Origin of the sequence: Microbacterium sp. UBA1612, assembly GCF_002321605.1 — a bacterium.
GTDB lineage: Bacteria > Actinomycetota > Actinomycetes > Actinomycetales > Microbacteriaceae > Microbacterium > Microbacterium luteum.
On record NZ_DCMW01000009.1, the window covers coordinates 1 to 17757 of the forward strand.

Consider the following 17757-nt stretch of genomic DNA (forward strand, 5'->3'; position numbering starts at 1 on the left):
GTGCGCTACCAAGCTGCGCCACATCCCGGAGTTCGGACCGCAATCCGAACAACTCCCCTATCCTAGCCGCAACGGCACCCCGCTGCGAACCACGCCGACGCCCGGGCGTTGCACCGCCCGGGTTGCCCGCGAGTAGCCTCGACGGGATGGCTGACGACACCGGGACGGCACGGCTCGCGCCGCGGTCCGTCGGCGCCGTCGCGGGTCTCGTGCTCGCCACGGTCGGCACGGCCCTCCCGTTGTCGATGGCGGCACCCACGCTCTCCACCACCGCCGAGCTCTACGGCACGACGACCGCGGACACCACGTGGGTGCTCACCACGACGCTCATCGTCGCGACGGTCTCCGCACCGGTCATCGGCCGCCTCGGCGACAATCACTCGCCGGGGCGCATCCTGCTCTTCGTCCTCCCGATCATCGCGCTCGGACTCTTCCTCGCCGGAAGCGCGGCGACCCTCACCCAGCTGATCTTCGCCCGCGCCCTGCAGGGTCTCGCCGGCGGCGTGCTTCCCCTCGCGCTGTCGCTGACACAGCGGATCGTGCCACCACGCCGCCGCGCGCTGTGGGTCGGGATCCTCGCCAGCACGTTCGCCTCGGGAACCGCCCTCGGTGCGGTGCTGGCCGGTGTGCTCGTCAACGCCTACGGCACTCCCGCCCTGGCATGGCTGCCGCTCGCGATCGTCGTCATCGCCGAGATCGCGCTCCTCGCCTTCCTCCCCGCCACGCCCGCGTCTGGCAGCCGACGCCTGCACGTGCGCGCATCCCTCGCGCTCGGAGCAGGGGGCGTTGCCCTGCTCCTCGCGATCACGGAGGCCCCGAAGCTCCCCTCCCCCCTCGTGACCGTTCCGCTGCTGCTGGCGGCGGGGCTCGCGGCCCTCGCCGGCTGGGCGCGTACCCAGTACCGCGGCGACACGCCCCTGTGGGATCGCACCGCCTGGCGGCGTCGCCGCTCACTCGTCGCGGCACACCTCATGGCGCTCCTCGGCGGCGCGGCACTGTTCGCCACGTTCGTCGCCCTTCCCGCGTTCGTCGAGTCGGACGACGGTCTCGGGCGGTCGGTCGCGATCGGCGGGGCACTCCTTCTCCCGGCAACAGCGGCCATCGCCGCCGTCGGACCCCTCGCAGGCCTCTTGCGCCGACGTCTCGGAAGGCGCGGTACCGCCCTGCTCGGCGCGGCCGCGGCGACGACCGGGGCGACGCTGCAATGGATGGCCCCGCACGAGATCCCCGTCCTGCTCGCCGGCTCCGCGCTGCTGGGTGCCGGAGTGGCCGTCACCTTCGCCGCGGCGCTGACCGTCTCGATCGAACTCGCCTCGGCCGACGACGTGGCCACCGCATCCGCCCCGAACATCGTCGCTCGTCAGCTCGGCGGCGCACTCGGGGCCGGGACCGCCGGCGCCGTCCTGGCCGTGTCCGCGACCGGCACCCGATTCGACGCAGCGTTCGGAATCATCGCGGCTCTCAGCGCCGCTGTCGCCGTCGCCACGATCGGGCTTCCGCGCAGCCGCTCGCGAGTACGCTCGACGGGATGAGCGAGAGCGCACGGGTGGACGCGTGGCTGTGGGCGGTGCGCGTCTACAAGACGCGGTCCGCCGCGACCACGGCGTGCCGTGCCGGACACGTGCGCGTCAACGGCGACCGCGCCAAGGCCGCCCAGCCCGTTCGCCCCGGCGACGAACTGCGCGTGCGCATCAACGGATTCGACCGGCACCTCGTGGTCCGTGAGACCATCACCAAGCGCGTCGGTGCGCCCGCTGCCGCCGCAGCCGTGGAAGATCGCACTCCGCCGCCTCCCCCACGCACCGAGGTGCCGTTCGTCCCCGTCCGCGATCGGGGTGCCGGCCGCCCGACCAAGCGCGAGCGGCGCGAGATCGACCGCCTGCGCGCGCGCGACGGCGACGACCGCTGACGGCCGGCCTCGCGCGTTGCGGTGATCAGTCCGCGTCGAGCAGATCGCGCAGCCAACGCGCGCCCCGAACCCGGCCGCCCACCTCGACGATCCGTTCCGACAGACCGCGATCGCTGGTCACGACGATCACGTCGTGGCCTCGGTCGCGAAACTCTGCCGCGACCGACACGATCGTGTCGTCGCCCTCGCCCGGCGCCGCCACGACCTCGACGCCGGCGACCTCGGTCGACACCGCCCGCGCCTGCCCCTCGACGACGGCGGTCCAGCGCGGGAACCACACGTCGCCCTCCAGCCACAGCGCATCTGCCGACACACCGCGCGACGCGCGCCGCGAAACCCGGTCGAGCAGTCGTGACGCGGCGCCGGCACGGTCGCGCCACCACCCGTCGGGCACCGATCCGACCACGTTCGCCACGTCGACGACCACAACCGGATGCCGCGGCAACAGGCTGCGCAACAGCGGCCACGATGCGGCGAAACCGGGGTGCAGCGGCAGCGCGTCGACGTCGTCGATCGGAACCCACGCGAGCTCGAGCGACTCGGGGTCGGAGATCACCGGCGTGAACGGCTCGACGACGTCGGCGACAAGCGTCGTGTACGTCCAGACACCGACGTCGAGCACGCTCTCCAGCCGCGCCCGCACCGCTCCGTCGGGGACGCCTGCCTCCTCCTGCGCCTCGCGGATCGCGCCGGTCGCCGCATCTTCACCCTGGTGGCGGGCACCACCGGGCAGTGCCCACGTGCCACCGAAGTGACTCCAGCCCACGCGGTGCTGCAGCAGCACGCCGCGATCGGCATCCAGAGCCAGAAGTCCCGCGGCGCCGAAGCGCCCCCAGTAGCGCTGGCCGTCCGGCGCTTCCACCCAGGCGTCACCCGGGTCGCGCGGGCCGTGTGGCCGGCGCGGCTCACCGGGTTCGGGAGGGAGGATCGTCACCACGTCAAGACTGGCACACCCCGGTGTCGGTCGAGGTCGTCAGAAACGCAACCCTCAGCATCCACTCTGCGCCTCTCCCCTTGCTGCATGTCCCCTTTTCCGTCGCTATCAGCCCTCACAACGACAGAAAGTGGGACATGGGCGCCACCACCCGCAGGAAGGCATGTCCCAATATCTGCTGTTCTGCCGGCCCACACCGACAGAAAGTGGGACATGGATGCCGCCCGCCGGAAGGTATGTCCCAATATCTGCTGTTCTGCCGGCCCACACCGACAGAAAGTGGGACATGGCTGGGGAGAAGCGCCTCGCCTCAGGCGGGGAGGGGTCAGGACCGCTGGCGGCGTTCCCGGATGCGCATGTTCAGCACGATCGGCGAACCCTCGAAGCCGTAGATCTCGCGCAGGCGCCGCTGGATGAACCGGCGATAGCCCGGGTCGAGGAAGCCCGTGGTGAACAGCACGAATGTGGGCGGTCGGCTCGCTGCCTGCGTGCCGAAGAGAATGCGGGGCTGCTTGCCGCCACGCAGCGGGTGGGGATGCTCGGCCACGAGCTCCGAGAGGAACGCATTGAACTTGCCGGTCGGGATGCGCTGATCCCACGACGTGAGGGCGGTCTCCAGCGCGGGCACGAGCTTGTCGAGGTGACGGCCGGTCTTCGCGGAGATGTTCACGCGAGGCGCCCAGGCGACGTGCGCGAGGTCGCGCTCGATCTCCCGTTCGAGGAACCGCCGCCGGTCCTGCGCGTCCATGTCGTCGTCGTTCAGGCGATCCCACTTGTTGTAGGCGATCACGAGCGCCCGGCCCGATTCGAGCACGAGGTCGATGATGTTCAGGTCCTGCACGCTGATCGGCTGGGTCACGTCGATCACGACGACCGCAACCTCCGCCTTCTCGAGCGCCGCCGACGTGCGCAGCGATGCGTAGAAGTCGGCGCCCTGCGACAGGTGCACACGCCTGCGGATGCCGGCCGTGTCGACCAGGCGCCACATCTTGCCGCCCAGCTCGACGATCTCGTCCACCGGGTCGCGGGTGGTGCCCGCGAGCTCGTTCACGACGACCCGCTCTTCACCGGCCGCCTTGTTCAGCAGCGATGACTTTCCGACGTTCGGGCGGCCGAGGATCGCGACCCGGCGCGGTCCGCCGATCTCGGCGGATGCCACGGCCGAGACGGTCGGGAGCACCTTCATGATCTCGTCGAGGAGGTCGGCGACCCCGCGACCGTGGATCGCCGAGACCGGGTGCGGCTGACCGAGACCCAGGTTCCACAGCGCTGCCGCCTCGGGCTCCTGCCGGGCGTCGTCGATCTTGTTGGCGACGAGGAACACCGGCTTGCCGCTCTTGCGGAGGAGCTTGACGACGTGCTCGTCGGTGGAGGTCGCCCCCACCATCGCGTCGACGACGAACAGCACCACGTCGGACAGATCGATCGCCACCTCGGCCTGCGCGGCGACGGACGCGTCGATGCCACGGGCATCCGGCTCCCACCCGCCGGTGTCCACGAGGGAGAAGCGACGGTCGAGCCACTCGGCCTTGTACGTGACTCGGTCGCGCGTGACACCGGGGGTGTCCTCGACCACGGCCTCACGACGGCCGAGGATGCGGTTCACGAGCGCCGACTTGCCGACGTTCGGGCGCCCGACGATCGCCACGACGGGCAGCGCCGGCAGATACTCGATGCCGTCCTCGCCCACCACGGCACCATCCAGCAGCGCGGCGTCCTCGTCGTCGAGATCGTAGTCCTGCAACGACGCGCGCAGCGCGGTCGCCCGCTGGTCGGCGAGCTCATCGTCCATGTCGGCGAGCGTGGCCTCGAGATCGTCGGGGCCGGCGGTGTATTCCTCGTCGGCGGCCATCAGCGCACCCCTCCCTCGGCGATGACGCCGAGCACGGCGTCGACGGTCTGCTCGAAGTCGAGCTCGGTCGAGTCGACAACCGTCACGCCTTCTGCGGCGGTGAGGAAGTCGACGACCTTCGAATCGGCGGAGTCGCGACGACGCAGCGCGTCTGCGACAGCCGTGGTGTCGTCGCCGGTGAGCTCGGCGCTGCGGCGCGCGGCGCGCACCTCGGGGGCGGCGGTCAGCAGGATGCGCACCGGCGCATCCGGGGCCACGACCGTGGTGATGTCACGCCCTTCGACGACGACGCCAGCGCGGCCGGATCCGGCGACCATGGCGCGGAACATGGCGTTGACGGACTGGCGCACGGCCGGCACGCGGGCAACGCCGCTGACGGCCTCCGTCACCCGGGTCTGTCTGATCGCATCGGTCACGTCGACGTCGCCGACACGCACCCAGTACCGGTCGGGGTCGAGCGAGATGGCGTACTCGAAGTCGCCGGTCGCATCGAGGACGGCGGCGGAATCGGAGGTGTCGACGCCGCGCTCGACGGCGTGCCATGCGAGCGCACGATATGCCGCTCCGGTGTCGAGGTAGCCGAAGCCGAGCCGGCGGGCGACCTCCTTCGACACGCTCGACTTGCCGCTGCCGGCGGGACCGTCGACCGCGACGATGGTCACGGGTGAGGTCTCGGCAGACGGCGGCGTGGGTGCGGGTGGTGTGGCCCCCGCGGGCGTGGACAGATCAGTCATGGGTTGTACTCGCTATCTTCCAGCCGCGCGCCTGCAGTCCGTCGACGCAGCGATGCACGACGCCCGGGGCGACGCTGATCTCGGCGAGACCGAACTGCGCGCCCGGGGAGTGTTCCAGGCGCAGGTCCTCGACGTTCACGTCGAGGTCGCCGAGGTCGCCGAACAGCCGGCCGAGCTGCCCGGCACGGTCGTCGACCATGACGACGACGCTCTCGAAACGACGGTTCTGGCCATGTTTTCCGGGGAGGCGCTCGACGCCGTCGTTGCCGCGCCGGATGGCATCGGCCACGGCGCGGCGGGCGCCGGTGGCTTCGGGGTCGCGGAGCGCATCCGCCACCTGCGTGAGGTCCGCGGCGAGCTCGTCGAGAACGTCGACGACCGGCGCCGCATTGGCGCCGAGGATCTGGACCCACAGTTCGGGGGCGGACGCCGCGATTCGGGTGGTGTCGCGCACGCCCTGCCCGGCCAGGCGCAGCGACCCCTCCGGGGCCTCGACGAACCGGCCCGCGAGCAGGCTGGCGACCAGCTGCGGCACGTGGGAGACCAGGGCGACGGAGTGGTCGTGCTCCTCGGGCGACATCTCGATGGGCGTGGCTCCGAGGTCGAGGATGAGGCCCTCGACGACCGCGAGGTCGGCTGCGCGGGTCTCGCGATCACGGCAGACGACCCAGGGACGGCCGATGAAGATGTCCGCACGTGCGGAGATCGCTCCCCCGCGCTCACGGCCCGCCAGCGGATGCGACCCGATGTAGCGCGTGAGGTCGACGCCGCGCTCGCGCAGCGCCCTGAGCGGCTCGAGCTTCACGCTGGCGACGTCGGTGACCACGGCGTCCGGGAAACGGGCGAGCTCGGCGGCGACGACGTCGGCGGTGACATCCGGCGGCACGGAGACGACCACCAGCGACGGATCGTCGGTCTCGCGGGCGGCACGGCCGGCGCCGTAGTCGATCGCCAGACGAAGCTGCGCCGGCGACGTGTCGGCGAGCACGACGTCGACGCCGAGGGCGACGAGCGCGTGCCCGATGCTCGCGCCGAGCAGTCCCGCCCCGACGACGCGCACGGTCCCCGACGAGCGCGCCGACAGGCGGTCGCTGCCGCCGGCGCGTGGCTGATCGAAGGCGTCGGTCACGGATTCTCCGGAGAGGGGGTGGATGGGCCGCCGCGAGAGAGAGTCAGCAGCGCGCCGCGCTCCACTGTAGTCAATTCCCGGGTCTTGCCGGCTGGGAGCGTGCCCAGGTGGAGCGGTCCGAACTGGCGACGCACCAGATCCTCGACGGGGTGGCCGACGGCGTCCATCATCCGACGCACGATGCGGTTGCGACCGGAGTGCAGGGTGAGCTGCACGAGGGATCCGTCGCCCGCGGCACTCGTCGAGAGGATGCGCGCCTTGTCGGCCGCGATCGGGCCGTCGTCCAGGTCGATGCCGCGAAGCAGGGCGGCGACCGTCTGCGCGCTCACCCGCCCGGCCACCTTGGCGATGTAGACCTTGGTGACGCCGAAGGACGGGTGCGCGAGCACGTGGGACAGCTCACCGTCGTTGGTGAGCACGAGCAGGCCACTCGTATCGGCGTCGAGGCGGCCGACATTGAACAGGCGCTCCTCGAAGCGGTCGGTGTAGCGGCGCAGATCGGGGCGCCCCCGGTCGTCGCGCAGGGAACTGACGACTCCTCGCGGTTTGTTGAGCATCACATAGCGCTTCGTGGCATCCAACTGCACGGCCGTGCCGTCGACATCGACGAGATCGGTCTCGGGGGCGATGCGGGTGCCGAGTTCGGTGACGACGGCCCCGTTCACGCGCACCCGGCCGGCGACGATCATCTCTTCGGCCACGCGGCGCGACGCCACACCCGCCTGCGCGAGCACCTTCTGCAGCCGCACACCTTCGGGTCCCGCGGCGCTCATCGGATCACCTCCGCGTCGAATCCGGTCGAGCCGTCGTCGAGCAGCGGCGAGATCGGCGGGAGCTCGTCGAGGGAATTGATGCCCAGGTTCACCAGCAGCGCATCGGTCGTGCCGTAGTTCACGGCGCCGGTATCCGGGTCGGCGAACAGCTCGGTGATGAGGCCGCGGGCGAGGAGGGTGCGCACGACGGAGTCGACGTTCACCGCTCGGATGGACGCGATCTGCCCGCGCGTGATCGGCTGCTTGTAGGCGATCACAGCGAGCGTCTCCAGCGCCGCCTGCGACAGCCGGGACGGCGCCTGTCCGCTGACGAACTCCTGCACGAGGTCATCATGCTCTTCACGCACGTACAGTCGCCACCCGCCACCCACCTCGCGCAGCTCGAAGCCGCGGCGGGGACCGCCGGACTCGCCGTCGTAGTCGGCGACGAGAGCCTCGACCGCTTGACGCACCGCAGGGACGGGGCTCCCCACGGCCGTCGCCAGGCTCACGAGGCTCTGCGGCTCGTCGACGACCAGCAGGATGGCCTCCAGCCGCCGGACGACCGAGCCGGTGTCCTGCGGGCGGGTCGGCGGCTCGATCGTGTTCGTTTCATCGGTCATAGTCGGCTCCCAGAGTGGCGAGGTTCTCGTCGGACCAGCGCGGTGCCGTCCAGCGCAGGGTGAGCTCCCCGAGCGGCTCGAGCTGCTCGAAGGAGAGTGCCGCGTGACGGTGCAGCTCGAGCACCGACAGGAATCGAGCGACGATGATGCCCGTCTGGGTGATACCCGACACGAGATCACGGAAGCTGAGGGTTCCGGCATCCCGAAGCAGCGTGACCACGACGGCCGCCTGTTCCCGGATGCTGACGAGCGGCGCGTGCAGGTGGTCCAGGCCGACCAGCGGAATCTCCTTGGGCGCGAACGCCATCATCGCGATCGCCGCGAAGTCGTCGGCACTGAGCGTCCACACCAGCTCGGGCACGGCCGAACGGTGCTTGTCCTCGAGTTTCACCGAGCGGGTGTGACGCCGGTCCTCGCGGCGCAGGGACCGCTCGAACCAGGCGGACACCTCCTTGAAGGCCCGGTACTGCAGCAGGCGTGCGAAGAGCAGGTCTCGCGCCTCGAGCAGCGCGACAGCCTCGGCGTCGACCAGTTCGCCCTGCGGCAGGAGTCCCGCGACCTTCATGTCCAGGAGGGTGGCCGCGACGACGAGGAACTCCGAAGCCTCGTCGAGCTCGTCGGGCCCGAGGTCTCTCAGATATGCGATGAACTCGTCGGTCACTCGGCTCAGGGAGACCTCGGTGATGTCGAGTTCGTGCTTCGAGATGAGCTGCAGCAGCAGGTCGAAGGGACCGTCGAACACGCCCAGCGATACCCGGAAGCCGTCACCGGCATCCTCCACCGCGACGAGCGGGGAATCGTCCGATTCCGCGGCGGTGTCCTCGGGATCCTCAGGCGACGGCGCCACGGTCGACCAGCTCTCGAGCCAGGCGCAGGTACGCCTGGGCGGCCGAGTGCTCGGGCGCGAATTCCGTGATCGGCATGCCCGAGACCGAGGCGTCCGGGAACTTCACCGTGCGGCCGATCACCGTCTCGAGCACATCGTCGCCGAAGGCCTCGACGACGCGCTCCAGCACCTCGCGCGAGTGCAGGGTGCGCGGGTCGTACATCGTCGCCAGGACGCCGTCGAGGGTGATGGTGGGATTCAGGCGGTCGCGCACCTTGTCGATCGTCTCGATGAGCAGCGCGACACCGCGCAGCGCGAAGAATTCGCACTCCAGCGGGATGATCACGCCGTGGCTCGCGGTGAGCGCGTTCACGGTGAGCAGGCCGAGGGAGGGCTGACAGTCGACGAGGATGACGTCGTAGTCCTTCGAGACCTTTCGCAGCACCTGGGCGAGGATCTGCTCGCGCGCCACTTCGTTGACGAGGTGGACTTCCGCGGCCGAGAGATCGATGTTGGCCGGGATGATGTCGAGGCCGTCGACGCGGCTCGGCACGATCACCTCGTGCGGGTCGCGCTTGGTGTTCAACAGCAGGTCGTAGATCGTCGGGATGTCGTGCGTCTGGATGCCGAGGCCGGCCGACAGGGCGCCCTGCGGATCGAAGTCGACGGCGAGCACCTTGCGGCCGTATCCGGCCAGCGCCGCGGCGAGGTTGATGGTCGTCGTGGTCTTGCCGACGCCGCCCTTCTGGTTGCAGAGCGACACGATGCGCGCGGGCCCGTGCCCGTCGAGCGCGGGCGGAGTGGCGAATCCGCGATAGGGCCGTCCGGTCGGACCGAGGACCGTCTCGTCACCGGACGCCTTCGTCTCGCCGCGTTTGGTTGCCGCCACCGACTCTCCTGCCTTCGCCATAACGTGCACCGATTCTAGTCATCCCCCGGCGCCAGGCCCGGCTGACCCGCGGGTCAGCGCGCGCGAGGATGCGACGTGACGTACACGTCGCGCAGCGCGTCGACGCTCACGTGCGTGTAGATCTGGGTCGTCGCCACCGACGCATGACCGAGCAGCTCCTGCACGACGCGGACGTCCGCCCCGCCCTGAAGCAGGTGGGTGGCGAACGAGTGGCGAAGCGTGTGGGGGGACACATGGGCGGTGAGCGATGCGCGCTCGGCCGCCTGCTGCAGCACCAGCCACGCGCTCTGCCGCGACAGGGGTGCGCCGCGTGCGCCGAGGAACAGACGAGGCGTCGCACGACCGCGCCGCGACAGCTCCGGACGTGCCCGGGTCAGATAGGCCTCGACGGCTGCCTGCGCGTAAGACCCGACCGGGACGATGCGCTCCTTCGCGCCCTTGCCTCGCACCCGGACGATGTCTCCGTGCGCCATGTCGTCGACGTCGAGCTGCACGATCTCCGACACGCGCGCACCCGTCGCGTACAGCAGCTCCAGGAGCGCACGGTCGCGCAGGCCGACCTCATCGCCGGGGGCTGCGGCCGCCGGCGAGGGACCGGAGGCATCCAGGAGAGCCTCGACCTGATCGATCCGGAGGGCTTTCGGAAGGCGTCGAGGCATTCGGGGCGGGCGCAGCCGGGCCGCGGGGTCGGAACGCTCGATCTCTTCGCGCACCAGGAATCGATGCCAGCCCCGTACGGAGGACTGCAGGCGTGCGAGCGAACTCGATGCCGGTGGCGGATCCTGGGCGGCCCGCTCGGCGATGAACGCCGAGACCGTCTCGGAGACGATGCCGGACGTATCGGTGATCCCCTGGTCGTTCAGCCACGCGGCGTACACCGCCAGGTCGCGCCGATAGGCACCAAGGGTGTGCTCCGACAGCCCCCGTTCCACCGTGACGTGGCGCAGATACGCGTCGACGGCACGATCGACGTGCACGTCAGCCCTTCGCCACGGCCTCGTGCAGCCGGTGAGACGCCGCGAGCACGCCGACAGCCAGGATCCCGTTGCGGAATCGGCCGGCGAGCACGCCCTCGACGGCCTGACCGAGAGGCATCCACTCCTGACGGATGTCGGCCTCCTCGTCCTCACGGTCGTGCGGCGTTCCGACGGAGCGCAGGCCCCGCGCGAGGAAGAGGTGCACGACCTCGTCGTTGCCTCCCGGGGTGGTGAAGATGCTGACGAGACTCTCCCAGCGCTCCGCCTCGAGGTCGACCTCTTCGGCGAGTTCGCGTCGCGCCGTCTCGAGCGGCTCCTCGCCCTCGACATCGAGCAGCCCCGCCGGGATCTCCCAGTCGCGTCGACGGATCGGATGGCGGTACTGCTGGATGAGCAGCACCCGGCCCTCGTCGTCGACCGCGACGACCGCGGCGGCGCCGGGGTGATCGACGTACTGACGCACGATCTCGCCCTCGCCGTAGCGGAAGGTGTCGCTGCGCACATCCCACACACGACCCTCGTACACGAGCTCCGTGTCGACGATCTCGACCTCGACGCGCTCGTCGCTCAATGACTCACTCATCGTCGACATCGAACAGCTCGCTCGAACGGTGGCGCTCCAGGGCTGCTCCGATGAGCCCACGGAACAGCGGATGCGGGTCGGTCGGGCGCGAGCGGAGCTCCGGATGCGCCTGCGTGGCGATGTAGTACGGATGCACGTCCCGTGGCAGCTCCACGAACTCGACGAGGTTGCGATCGGGCGACAGGCCCGAGAAGCGCAGCCCGGCGGTGGCGATCGCGTCGCGGTAGGCGTTGTTGACCTCGTACCGGTGACGATGCCGCTCTTCGATCCGTGCGGCGCCGTAGACCTCCGCGGCCAGAGAGCCCTCGCCGAGGTCGGCGGGATACAGCCCCAGGCGCATGGTGCCGCCGAGATCGCCGCGATCGATGATGTCGACCTGTTCGGCCATGGTCGCGATGACCGGAGCCGGCGTGCCGGGATCGAATTCGCTCGACGAGGCCCCGTCGATGCCGGCGACGTTCCGCGCGTACTCGATGACCATGCACTGCAAGCCGAGGCAGATGCCCAGCGTGGGGATTCCCTGCTCCCGGGCGAATCTCAGCGCGCCGAGTTTCCCCTCGATGCCGCGGATGCCGAAGCCCCCGGGGACGATGATGCCGTCGAGGCCGCCGAGCGCCTTCGCAGCGCCGTCGGGCGTCTCGCACAGATCGGACGGGATCCAGGTGATGTTCACATGCGTCTCGTGGGCGAACCCGCCGGCCTTGACCGCCTCCGTGACCGACAGGTAGGCGTCGGGCAGATCGATGTACTTGCCGACGAGGCCGATCGTCACCTCGTGCTTCGGATTGTGCACCGCCTGGAGCACTCGTGCCCATCGAGACCAGTCCACGTCGGTGGCGCGCTCGAGACCGAGCGCGCGCACGATGTAGGAGTCGAGGTGCTGGTCGTGGAGCATCGACGGGATGTCGTAGATGCTCGGCACGTCGACGGCGTTGACCACCGCGTCCTCGTCGACGTCGCACATGAGGGCGATCTTGCGCTTATTGGACTCGGTGACGGGCCGGTCGCTGCGCAGCACGAGCGCATCGGGCTGGATGCCGATCGACCGGAGCGCGGCGACCGAGTGCTGCGTCGGCTTCGTCTTCTGCTCCCCCGACGCACCCATGAACGGCACGAGGGAGACGTGGACGAAGAACACGTTGCCGCGTCCGAGCTCATGACGGATCTGCCGGGCAGACTCGATGAACGGCTGCGACTCGATGTCGCCGACGGTGCCGCCGATCTCGGTGATGATCACGTCGGGCTTCGGCGTCTCGTCGGCCTGCAGACGCATCCGGCGTTTGATCTCGTCGCTGATGTGCGGGATCACCTGCACCGTGTCGCCGAGGTACTCGCCTCGCCGCTCGCGCGCGATCACCTGCGAGTAGACCTGACCGGTCGTGACGTTGGCGGCCTGGCTGAGCTCGATGTCGAGGAAGCGCTCGTAATGACCGATGTCGAGATCGGTCTCGGCACCGTCGTCGGTCACGAAGACCTCGCCGTGCTGGAACGGGTTCATCGTTCCCGGGTCGACGTTCAGGTAGGGGTCGAGCTTCTGCATCACGACGCGAAGACCTCGCGCCGTGAGCAGGTTGCCGAGGCTGGCCGCCGTGAGACCCTTGCCGAGGGAGGAGACGACACCGCCTGTCACGAAGATGTGCTTCGTGGTGTCGTGGGGGGAAAGTCCGTCACCGGGAGTCTGCGTCACGGGCTTCGATCCTATCAGTCGCGTTCCGCGCCGAGGTCGAGCAACTCGCGCGCGTGGGTGAGAGCGGCATCGCTGTCGGGCATGCCCGACAGCAGCCGGGCCATCTCGGCTTCTCGTTCGGCACCCTCGAGGCGGCGCACGCTCGAGGCCGTCACGGATCCGTCGCTCGCTTTGACGACCGAGAGGTGATTGGAGGCGAAGGCCGCCACCTGCGCGAGATGCGTGACGGCGATCACCTGAGACGACCGTGCAAGTCGGGCGAGACGCCGACCGACCTCGATCGCCGCCGCTCCCCCGATGCCGGCGTCGACCTCGTCGAACACGAAGGTGGGAACGGGGTCGGTCGCGGCGATCACGACCTCGATGGCGAGCATGACTCGGCTGAGCTCTCCCCCCGATGCGCCACGCGAGACGGGCCGCGGCTGAGCCCCGGGATGCGGGGCCAACAGGATCTGCACGTCATCCCGCCCGGCCGTCGACGGGCCCGCCGGAGAGACCTCGACCGTCACGGCCGCATCCGGCATGGCCAGGTCGCGCAGTTCCGCCGAGACCGCATCGGCCAGTCGGCTCGCGGCCGCGGTGCGGGCGGCGGTCAGTGCGTCGGCTGCCGCGTCGAGCTCTGTCGCAACCGCATCCCGTTCCGCGGCCAGGCGGTCGAGGCGATCGCCGTCGTCGTCGAGCTCCGCCAGGCGTGCCGAACCCGTGTCCAGAAGATCGATCGCGGCCTCGAGGCTGCCGTGCGCGCGGACGAGCGATCCGAGCACCGCACGCCGATCTTCGACGGCGGCCAGCTCGTGTGGTCCGGACTCATCGAGATCGGCGAGGTACGCGGCGATCTCGGTCGCGAGGTCGGTGACCCGATACCCGATCTCGGCGAGCTGCTCGCCGAACGCCGCCAGCTCGGCGTCGCGATCGGACGCCCTCTCCACGGCACGGCGCGCATCGGCCAGGAGCGCGGTGGCGTCGGGCCCCCCGGACTCGCCGGAGAGCGCCTCGTGGGCGGTGGCCGCGGCCATGCGGAGCTCCTCGATGTTGGCCAGCCGCTCGGCGCGCGCCGTGAGCTCGGCATCTTCGCCCGGCTGCGGCGCCGCCTGTTCGATCTCTGCGATCTCGGCCCGGAGACGTTCGGCCTCCGCCCGGCGATCGTCGCGGTCGGAGGTCAGCGAGGTGAGTTCCGCGTCGAGGGCACGCCAGCGGTCGTACGCGTCTCGATACGCCGCGAGCGGAGCCGCGATCTCGGCGCCGCCGAAGCGGTCGAGGGCGTCGCGCTGTGCGACGGCGGAGCGCAGGCGGAGCTGATCGGACTGCCCGTGCACGACGACGAGCTCTTCGGCGAGATCCGCCAGCACCCCGGCGGGCGCGGCCCGTCCGCCGACCGACGCTCGGCCACGACCCTCGCGCGACACCGAGCGACCGACGAACAGCTCCGCGCGTCCGTCGCCCAGTTCCTCGACGTCACCGCCGGCGTCTCGTACGCGGTCGACGACCGCGCCCGCCTTCGGGACGATCCACACGCCGTCGACCGAGGCCCGCCCGGCGCCCGCTCGCACAGCGCCGGAATCCGCCCGCTGCCCGAGCAGCAGCCCCAGCCCGGTCACGACCATCGTCTTGCCCGCGCCGGTCTCTCCGGTGATCGCGGTGAACCCGGGACCGATGGGAAGGGTCGCCTCGGCGATCACCCCCAGATCGCGAAGACGCATCTCCTCGATCACGGGTGCCCCTCCCCCTCGGGGGGCGACGTGCGCAGCGTCGCCGTTGTCGGCGAGGTGCCCGGTCCGCGCCATCCCTCCACGGGCAGTCGGAACTTGCGCACCAGTCTGTCCGTGAACGCGGCCTGGTGGAGCCGCGCGAGCCGAACGGGATCGGTCGCCCGCCGCACGACCACGCGCGCTCCCGGCGGGAGCTCGTGCGAGCGACGTCCGTCGCACCAGAGCACCCCGCTGCCCCCGGTTCCCTCGATGAGCTCGATCGCGACCGCGTGGTCGGGGCCGACCACGAGCGGCTTGGCGAACAGCGCGTGCGCCGACAGCGGCACGACGGCGATCGCCTGCACGGTCGGCCAGATGACGGGACCACCGGCCGAGAAGTTGTAGGCGGTGGACCCGGTCGGGGTCGAGACGACCACCCCGTCGCAGCCGAACGCCGACAGCGGCCTCCCGTCCACCTCGATCGCGACCTCGAGCATCCGTTCCCGCGCGGCCTTCTCCACCGTCGCCTCGTTCAGCGCCCAGGTCTCGTACACGACGGTGTCGGTGTCATCCTTGATGCGCACCTGGAGGGCGAGTCTCTCCTCGACCTCGTACTCGCGTGAGATGACGCGACGGACCGCCTCGTCCATGTCGTCCCGCTCGCTCTCGGCGAGGAATCCGACGTGCCCGAGGTTGATGCCGAGCACCGGCGCCGTTCCGCCACGCACCAGTTCCGCCGCCCGCAGGATGCTGCCATCGCCGCCGAGCACGATCGCCAGTTCGATCTGTGACACGTGCACGTCTCGTCCGAGCACTGCCAGACCGTCGACGTCAGGGCGAGCCGCGCACATCTCGGCCGCGTCGACCTCGTCGAGAACGGGCACGGCGCCCGCGACGCGCAGCGCCGTGATGACGCTCTCCGCGGCGTCGCGGGTGTCATCACCGCCGCGCACGACGACGAGAATGTACCGCTCGGAGTCGGTCATCGGGCTCCTGTCAGTTCGGAGATCGTGTCCAGCCATTCTGTCGGATTCGCGCCGGTGCCCGCGGCGAGATGCACGAGATACTCCGCGTTGCCGTGCGTGCCGGTCAGTGGCGAGGCGATGACCCCGCGGGTGCCCAACCCGGCGTCCCAGGCGCTCCACAGCACATCCGCGACAGCCTCGGCGCGAAGCGCCGGATCGGTGACCAGGCCGCCGCGCACGGCAGTGCGTCCCACTTCGAACTGGGGCTTGACCAGCAGCACCGCGTCGCCGCCTGCCGCCATCGTCGCGGCGACGGCGGGAAGCACGAGCGCCAGCGAGATGAACGACAGGTCTCCCGTGACCACCGACGGCGGTGCGGCGACGCCACTGGCCGCTCGCAGCCCCTCCGCATCCATGTGCCGAACGTTGTAGCCTTCGAGGCTCGTCACGCCAGGGTCCCCTGCGATCACCGGATCGAGCTGGCCGTGACCGACGTCGACGGCGATCACCGGTGCGGCACCGCGTTCGCGCAGAACCTGGGTGAAACCACCCGTCGACGCTCCCATATCGAGAGCGCAGCGGTCCGAGACTGCTACGTCGAATGCATCGAGGCCCGCGATCAGCTTGTGAGCGGCACGGCTGACGTAGTGGTCGGAGGCGGCGACCGAGATGCGCGCGTCGTCAGCGACGCGCGTGGATGACTTGACCACGGTCGCCCCGTCGACGGTGACCAGACCCGCACCGATCAGTGTGGCGGCGTGAGTACGGGAGCGCGCGAGACCGCGCGCAGCCAGAGCCGCGTCGAGGCGCGACGTCATGAGCGCGAGGCGCGCCCGGTCACATCGGCATCCAGGCGCGCTGAGAATTCATCGTGGATGGAGCCATAGGCGTCGGCGCGCACAGAAAGAGGCTGAGCCTCGATCACCTCGAGGCGGGAGACGAGATCCATCCCGTCCGAAACCGGATCAGCCTCGCGAGAAGAGGTGTCGACGCCCGTCGGCGGTGCAGGGTTCGGCAGGCTCTCCATCCCCACATGCTACGTGTCTCAGGGGCGAGGGAACGGATCGGCATACAGCCTGTCCGGAACCCGGAAGCCGAAGATCTGCCGTCCGGTATCCCAGATGGCATGCGCTCCCGCGCGGAGAAGATCGATCTGCGATCCACCCGCCGCCAGGATGCTCACGTCCGCGCCGTCGATCCGCACGCGCGCATCGCGAACGCGTACGACGCCGTCCTTCCGGATGACCTCCGGATACGCCTCATGCAGCTCTCGAAGGTCCGAGAGCACGTAGGTCGGCTGCGAGCCGGACGGAGCGGCGAGCACATGCTTGGGACGGTCGATTCCCGTCAGGACGAGAGCCGAAGCGATGCCCGCGCGATTGGCACCGAGGATGTCCGTGTCGAGCCGGTCACCGAGGAACAGAGGTGCGCGAGAGGAGAACCGCGCAACAGCCTCCTCGAAGATCGGTACCTCGGGCTTGCCGGCGACCGTTGCGAGACGACCGACGGCCGTGTGGACGGCGGAGACGAGCGTGCCGTTCCCGGGCGCGATCCCCCGGGCCTGCGGAATCGTCCAGTCGGTGTTCGTCGCGATCCACGGGATGCCGCCGTCGTCTTCGGGGGTCGCGAGCGCAAATGCCGCTTCGGCGAGCTGGGTCCACCCCACCTCGGGCGCGAAGCCCTGCACGACAGCCGCGGGTCGGTCCTGTGCACTTCGCGTGACGACGAAGCCATGCTTCTCGATCTCGGACACGAGGCCGTCCCCGCCCACGACCAGGATCGTCGAGCCGGCCGGCACACGTGTGGCGAGCAGCCGAACCGCCGCCTGCGGACTGGTGACTACGTCCGCGGGCTCCGTCGGCAGACCGAGGTCGCGCAGATGCGCCGCCACCGACGCGTCGGTTCGCGACGCATTGTTGGTGATGTAACCGAGACGGCGATCAGACGCCGCGCGGATGAGACTGTCGACAGCGTGCGGAATCGCGCCGGACCCCGCGTACACGACGCCATCGAGGTCCGCCAGAACAGTGTCGACACCCTCAAGCGGAGTACGACCGGCGGAGCGCCCGAACAATGCCATGCGTGTCCTTCCGAGATGCCCTCGAGAACGGCTCTTAACGAGTAATGGCCACCCTGCTTTGGGTGGCCATTACCGTGAAAAGAGGTCCGGCGGTGTCCTACTCTCCCA

18 protein-coding genes are annotated in these 17757 nt (G+C 70.3%); 2 read left to right on the top strand and 16 right to left on the bottom strand.

The window, feature by feature from the left end; translation table 11 throughout:
- The first annotated feature begins 146 nt into the window (after positions 1–146).
- Positions 147–1532, top strand: coding sequence for an MFS transporter (locus B3S45_RS04660; protein ID WP_286717661.1), 1386 nt, complete (start codon positions 147–149; stop codon positions 1530–1532).
- Positions 1529–1909, top strand: coding sequence for an RNA-binding S4 domain-containing protein (locus B3S45_RS04665; RefSeq protein WP_286717663.1), 381 nt, complete (start codon positions 1529–1531; stop codon positions 1907–1909). Before B3S45_RS04660 ends, B3S45_RS04665 begins: the two co-directional genes overlap by 4 nt.
- Before the next feature lie 25 nt (positions 1910–1934).
- Here the strand turns inward: B3S45_RS04665 and B3S45_RS04670 are convergent, their stop codons facing one another.
- The 16 genes from B3S45_RS04670 to B3S45_RS04745 form a co-directional block, all read right to left on the bottom strand.
- A complete protein-coding gene (locus B3S45_RS04670; RefSeq protein ID WP_286717664.1) occupies positions 1935–2843 on the bottom strand; it encodes an NUDIX domain-containing protein in 909 nt (302 codons plus the stop codon).
- 325 nt (positions 2844–3168) lie between these two features.
- On the bottom strand, positions 3169–4695 hold the full coding sequence (der, locus tag B3S45_RS04675) for a ribosome biogenesis GTPase Der (RefSeq protein WP_194383338.1): 1527 nt from the start codon (positions 4693–4695) through the stop codon (positions 3169–3171).
- Positions 4695–5429, bottom strand: a complete 735-nt coding sequence (gene cmk, locus B3S45_RS04680; protein WP_194383339.1) for a (d)CMP kinase — start codon at positions 5427–5429, stop codon at positions 4695–4697. Before cmk ends, der begins: the two co-directional genes overlap by 1 nt.
- The gene (locus B3S45_RS04685; protein ID WP_286717667.1) at positions 5422–6558 is read right to left on the bottom strand and encodes a prephenate dehydrogenase; all 1137 of its coding nucleotides are present in this window, start codon (positions 6556–6558) and stop codon (positions 5422–5424) included. Before B3S45_RS04685 ends, cmk begins: the two co-directional genes overlap by 8 nt.
- Positions 6555–7331: a pseudouridine synthase gene (locus tag B3S45_RS04690; RefSeq protein ID WP_194383341.1), complete on the bottom strand. Its 777-nt coding sequence runs from the start codon at positions 7329–7331 to the stop codon at positions 6555–6557. Before B3S45_RS04690 ends, B3S45_RS04685 begins: the two co-directional genes overlap by 4 nt.
- Positions 7328–7933 carry an SMC-Scp complex subunit ScpB gene (gene scpB, locus B3S45_RS04695; RefSeq protein WP_286717670.1) on the bottom strand — a complete coding sequence of 202 codons (606 nt, stop codon included), beginning with the start codon at positions 7931–7933 and terminating at the stop codon, positions 7328–7330. Before scpB ends, B3S45_RS04690 begins: the two co-directional genes overlap by 4 nt.
- Complete coding sequence (locus B3S45_RS04700; protein WP_286717671.1) at positions 7923–8780, bottom strand: segregation and condensation protein A; 858 nt, start codon at positions 8778–8780, stop codon at positions 7923–7925. The genes scpB and B3S45_RS04700 overlap by 11 nt, the downstream gene beginning before the upstream one ends.
- Positions 8764–9669, bottom strand: a complete 906-nt coding sequence (locus tag B3S45_RS04705) for a ParA family protein (protein ID WP_228480764.1) — start codon at positions 9667–9669, stop codon at positions 8764–8766. The genes B3S45_RS04700 and B3S45_RS04705 overlap by 17 nt, the downstream gene beginning before the upstream one ends.
- 53 nt (positions 9670–9722) lie before the next feature.
- On the bottom strand, positions 9723–10646 hold the full coding sequence (xerD, locus tag B3S45_RS04710; protein WP_071043717.1) for a site-specific tyrosine recombinase XerD: 924 nt from the start codon (positions 10644–10646) through the stop codon (positions 9723–9725).
- Between the two features lies 1 nt (position 10647).
- Positions 10648–11229 (bottom strand): NUDIX domain-containing protein, encoded by a 582-nt coding sequence (locus tag B3S45_RS04715; RefSeq protein ID WP_286717673.1) that lies wholly within the window; start codon positions 11227–11229, stop codon positions 10648–10650.
- Positions 11222–12916: a CTP synthase gene (locus tag B3S45_RS04720; RefSeq protein WP_071043719.1), complete on the bottom strand. Its 1695-nt coding sequence runs from the start codon at positions 12914–12916 to the stop codon at positions 11222–11224. Before B3S45_RS04720 ends, B3S45_RS04715 begins: the two co-directional genes overlap by 8 nt.
- Before the next feature lie 14 nt (positions 12917–12930).
- The gene (recN, locus tag B3S45_RS04725) at positions 12931–14628 is read right to left on the bottom strand and encodes a DNA repair protein RecN (RefSeq protein ID WP_194383345.1); all 1698 of its coding nucleotides are present in this window, start codon (positions 14626–14628) and stop codon (positions 12931–12933) included.
- Entirely contained in the window at positions 14625–15590 is a 966-nt protein-coding gene (locus B3S45_RS04730; RefSeq protein WP_071043720.1) for an NAD kinase, read from the bottom strand. Before B3S45_RS04730 ends, recN begins: the two co-directional genes overlap by 4 nt.
- A complete protein-coding gene (locus B3S45_RS04735; protein ID WP_286717675.1) occupies positions 15587–16387 on the bottom strand; it encodes a TlyA family RNA methyltransferase in 801 nt (266 codons plus the stop codon). Before B3S45_RS04735 ends, B3S45_RS04730 begins: the two co-directional genes overlap by 4 nt.
- Positions 16384–16596, bottom strand: a complete 213-nt coding sequence (locus B3S45_RS04740; RefSeq protein ID WP_194385617.1) for a hypothetical protein — start codon at positions 16594–16596, stop codon at positions 16384–16386. Before B3S45_RS04740 ends, B3S45_RS04735 begins: the two co-directional genes overlap by 4 nt.
- Positions 16597–16614: 18 nt before the next feature.
- A complete protein-coding gene (locus tag B3S45_RS04745; protein ID WP_286717677.1) occupies positions 16615–17649 on the bottom strand; it encodes an HAD-IIA family hydrolase in 1035 nt (344 codons plus the stop codon).
- Positions 17650–17757 lie beyond the last annotated feature (108 nt).

What these genes read in the sequence shown, in the direction of transcription:
- B3S45_RS04665 (WP_286717663.1), top strand. Translation starts at nt 1,529, where the DNA reads ATGAGCGAGAGCGCACGGGTGGACGCGTGGCTGTGGGCGGTGCGCGTC.
- B3S45_RS04730 (WP_071043720.1), bottom strand. Translation starts at nt 15,590, where the DNA reads ATGACCGACTCCGAGCGGTACATTCTCGTCGTCGTGCGCGGCGGTGAT.
- scpB (WP_286717670.1), bottom strand. Translation starts at nt 7,933, where the DNA reads ATGACCGATGAAACGAACACGATCGAGCCGCCGACCCGCCCGCAGGAC.
- B3S45_RS04705 (WP_228480764.1), bottom strand. Translation starts at nt 9,669, where the DNA reads ATGGCGAAGGCAGGAGAGTCGGTGGCGGCAACCAAACGCGGCGAGACG.
- B3S45_RS04745 (WP_286717677.1), bottom strand. Translation starts at nt 17,649, where the DNA reads ATGGCATTGTTCGGGCGCTCCGCCGGTCGTACTCCGCTTGAGGGTGTC.
- cmk (WP_194383339.1), bottom strand. Translation starts at nt 5,429, where the DNA reads ATGACTGATCTGTCCACGCCCGCGGGGGCCACACCACCCGCACCCACG.
- B3S45_RS04660 (WP_286717661.1), top strand. Translation starts at nt 147, where the DNA reads ATGGCTGACGACACCGGGACGGCACGGCTCGCGCCGCGGTCCGTCGGC.
- der (WP_194383338.1), bottom strand. Translation starts at nt 4,695, where the DNA reads ATGGCCGCCGACGAGGAATACACCGCCGGCCCCGACGATCTCGAGGCC.
- B3S45_RS04715 (WP_286717673.1), bottom strand. Translation starts at nt 11,229, where the DNA reads ATGAGTGAGTCATTGAGCGACGAGCGCGTCGAGGTCGAGATCGTCGAC.
- B3S45_RS04690 (WP_194383341.1), bottom strand. Translation starts at nt 7,331, where the DNA reads ATGAGCGCCGCGGGACCCGAAGGTGTGCGGCTGCAGAAGGTGCTCGCG.
- B3S45_RS04735 (WP_286717675.1), bottom strand. Translation starts at nt 16,387, where the DNA reads ATGACGTCGCGCCTCGACGCGGCTCTGGCTGCGCGCGGTCTCGCGCGC.
- B3S45_RS04740 (WP_194385617.1), bottom strand. Translation starts at nt 16,596, where the DNA reads ATGGAGAGCCTGCCGAACCCTGCACCGCCGACGGGCGTCGACACCTCT.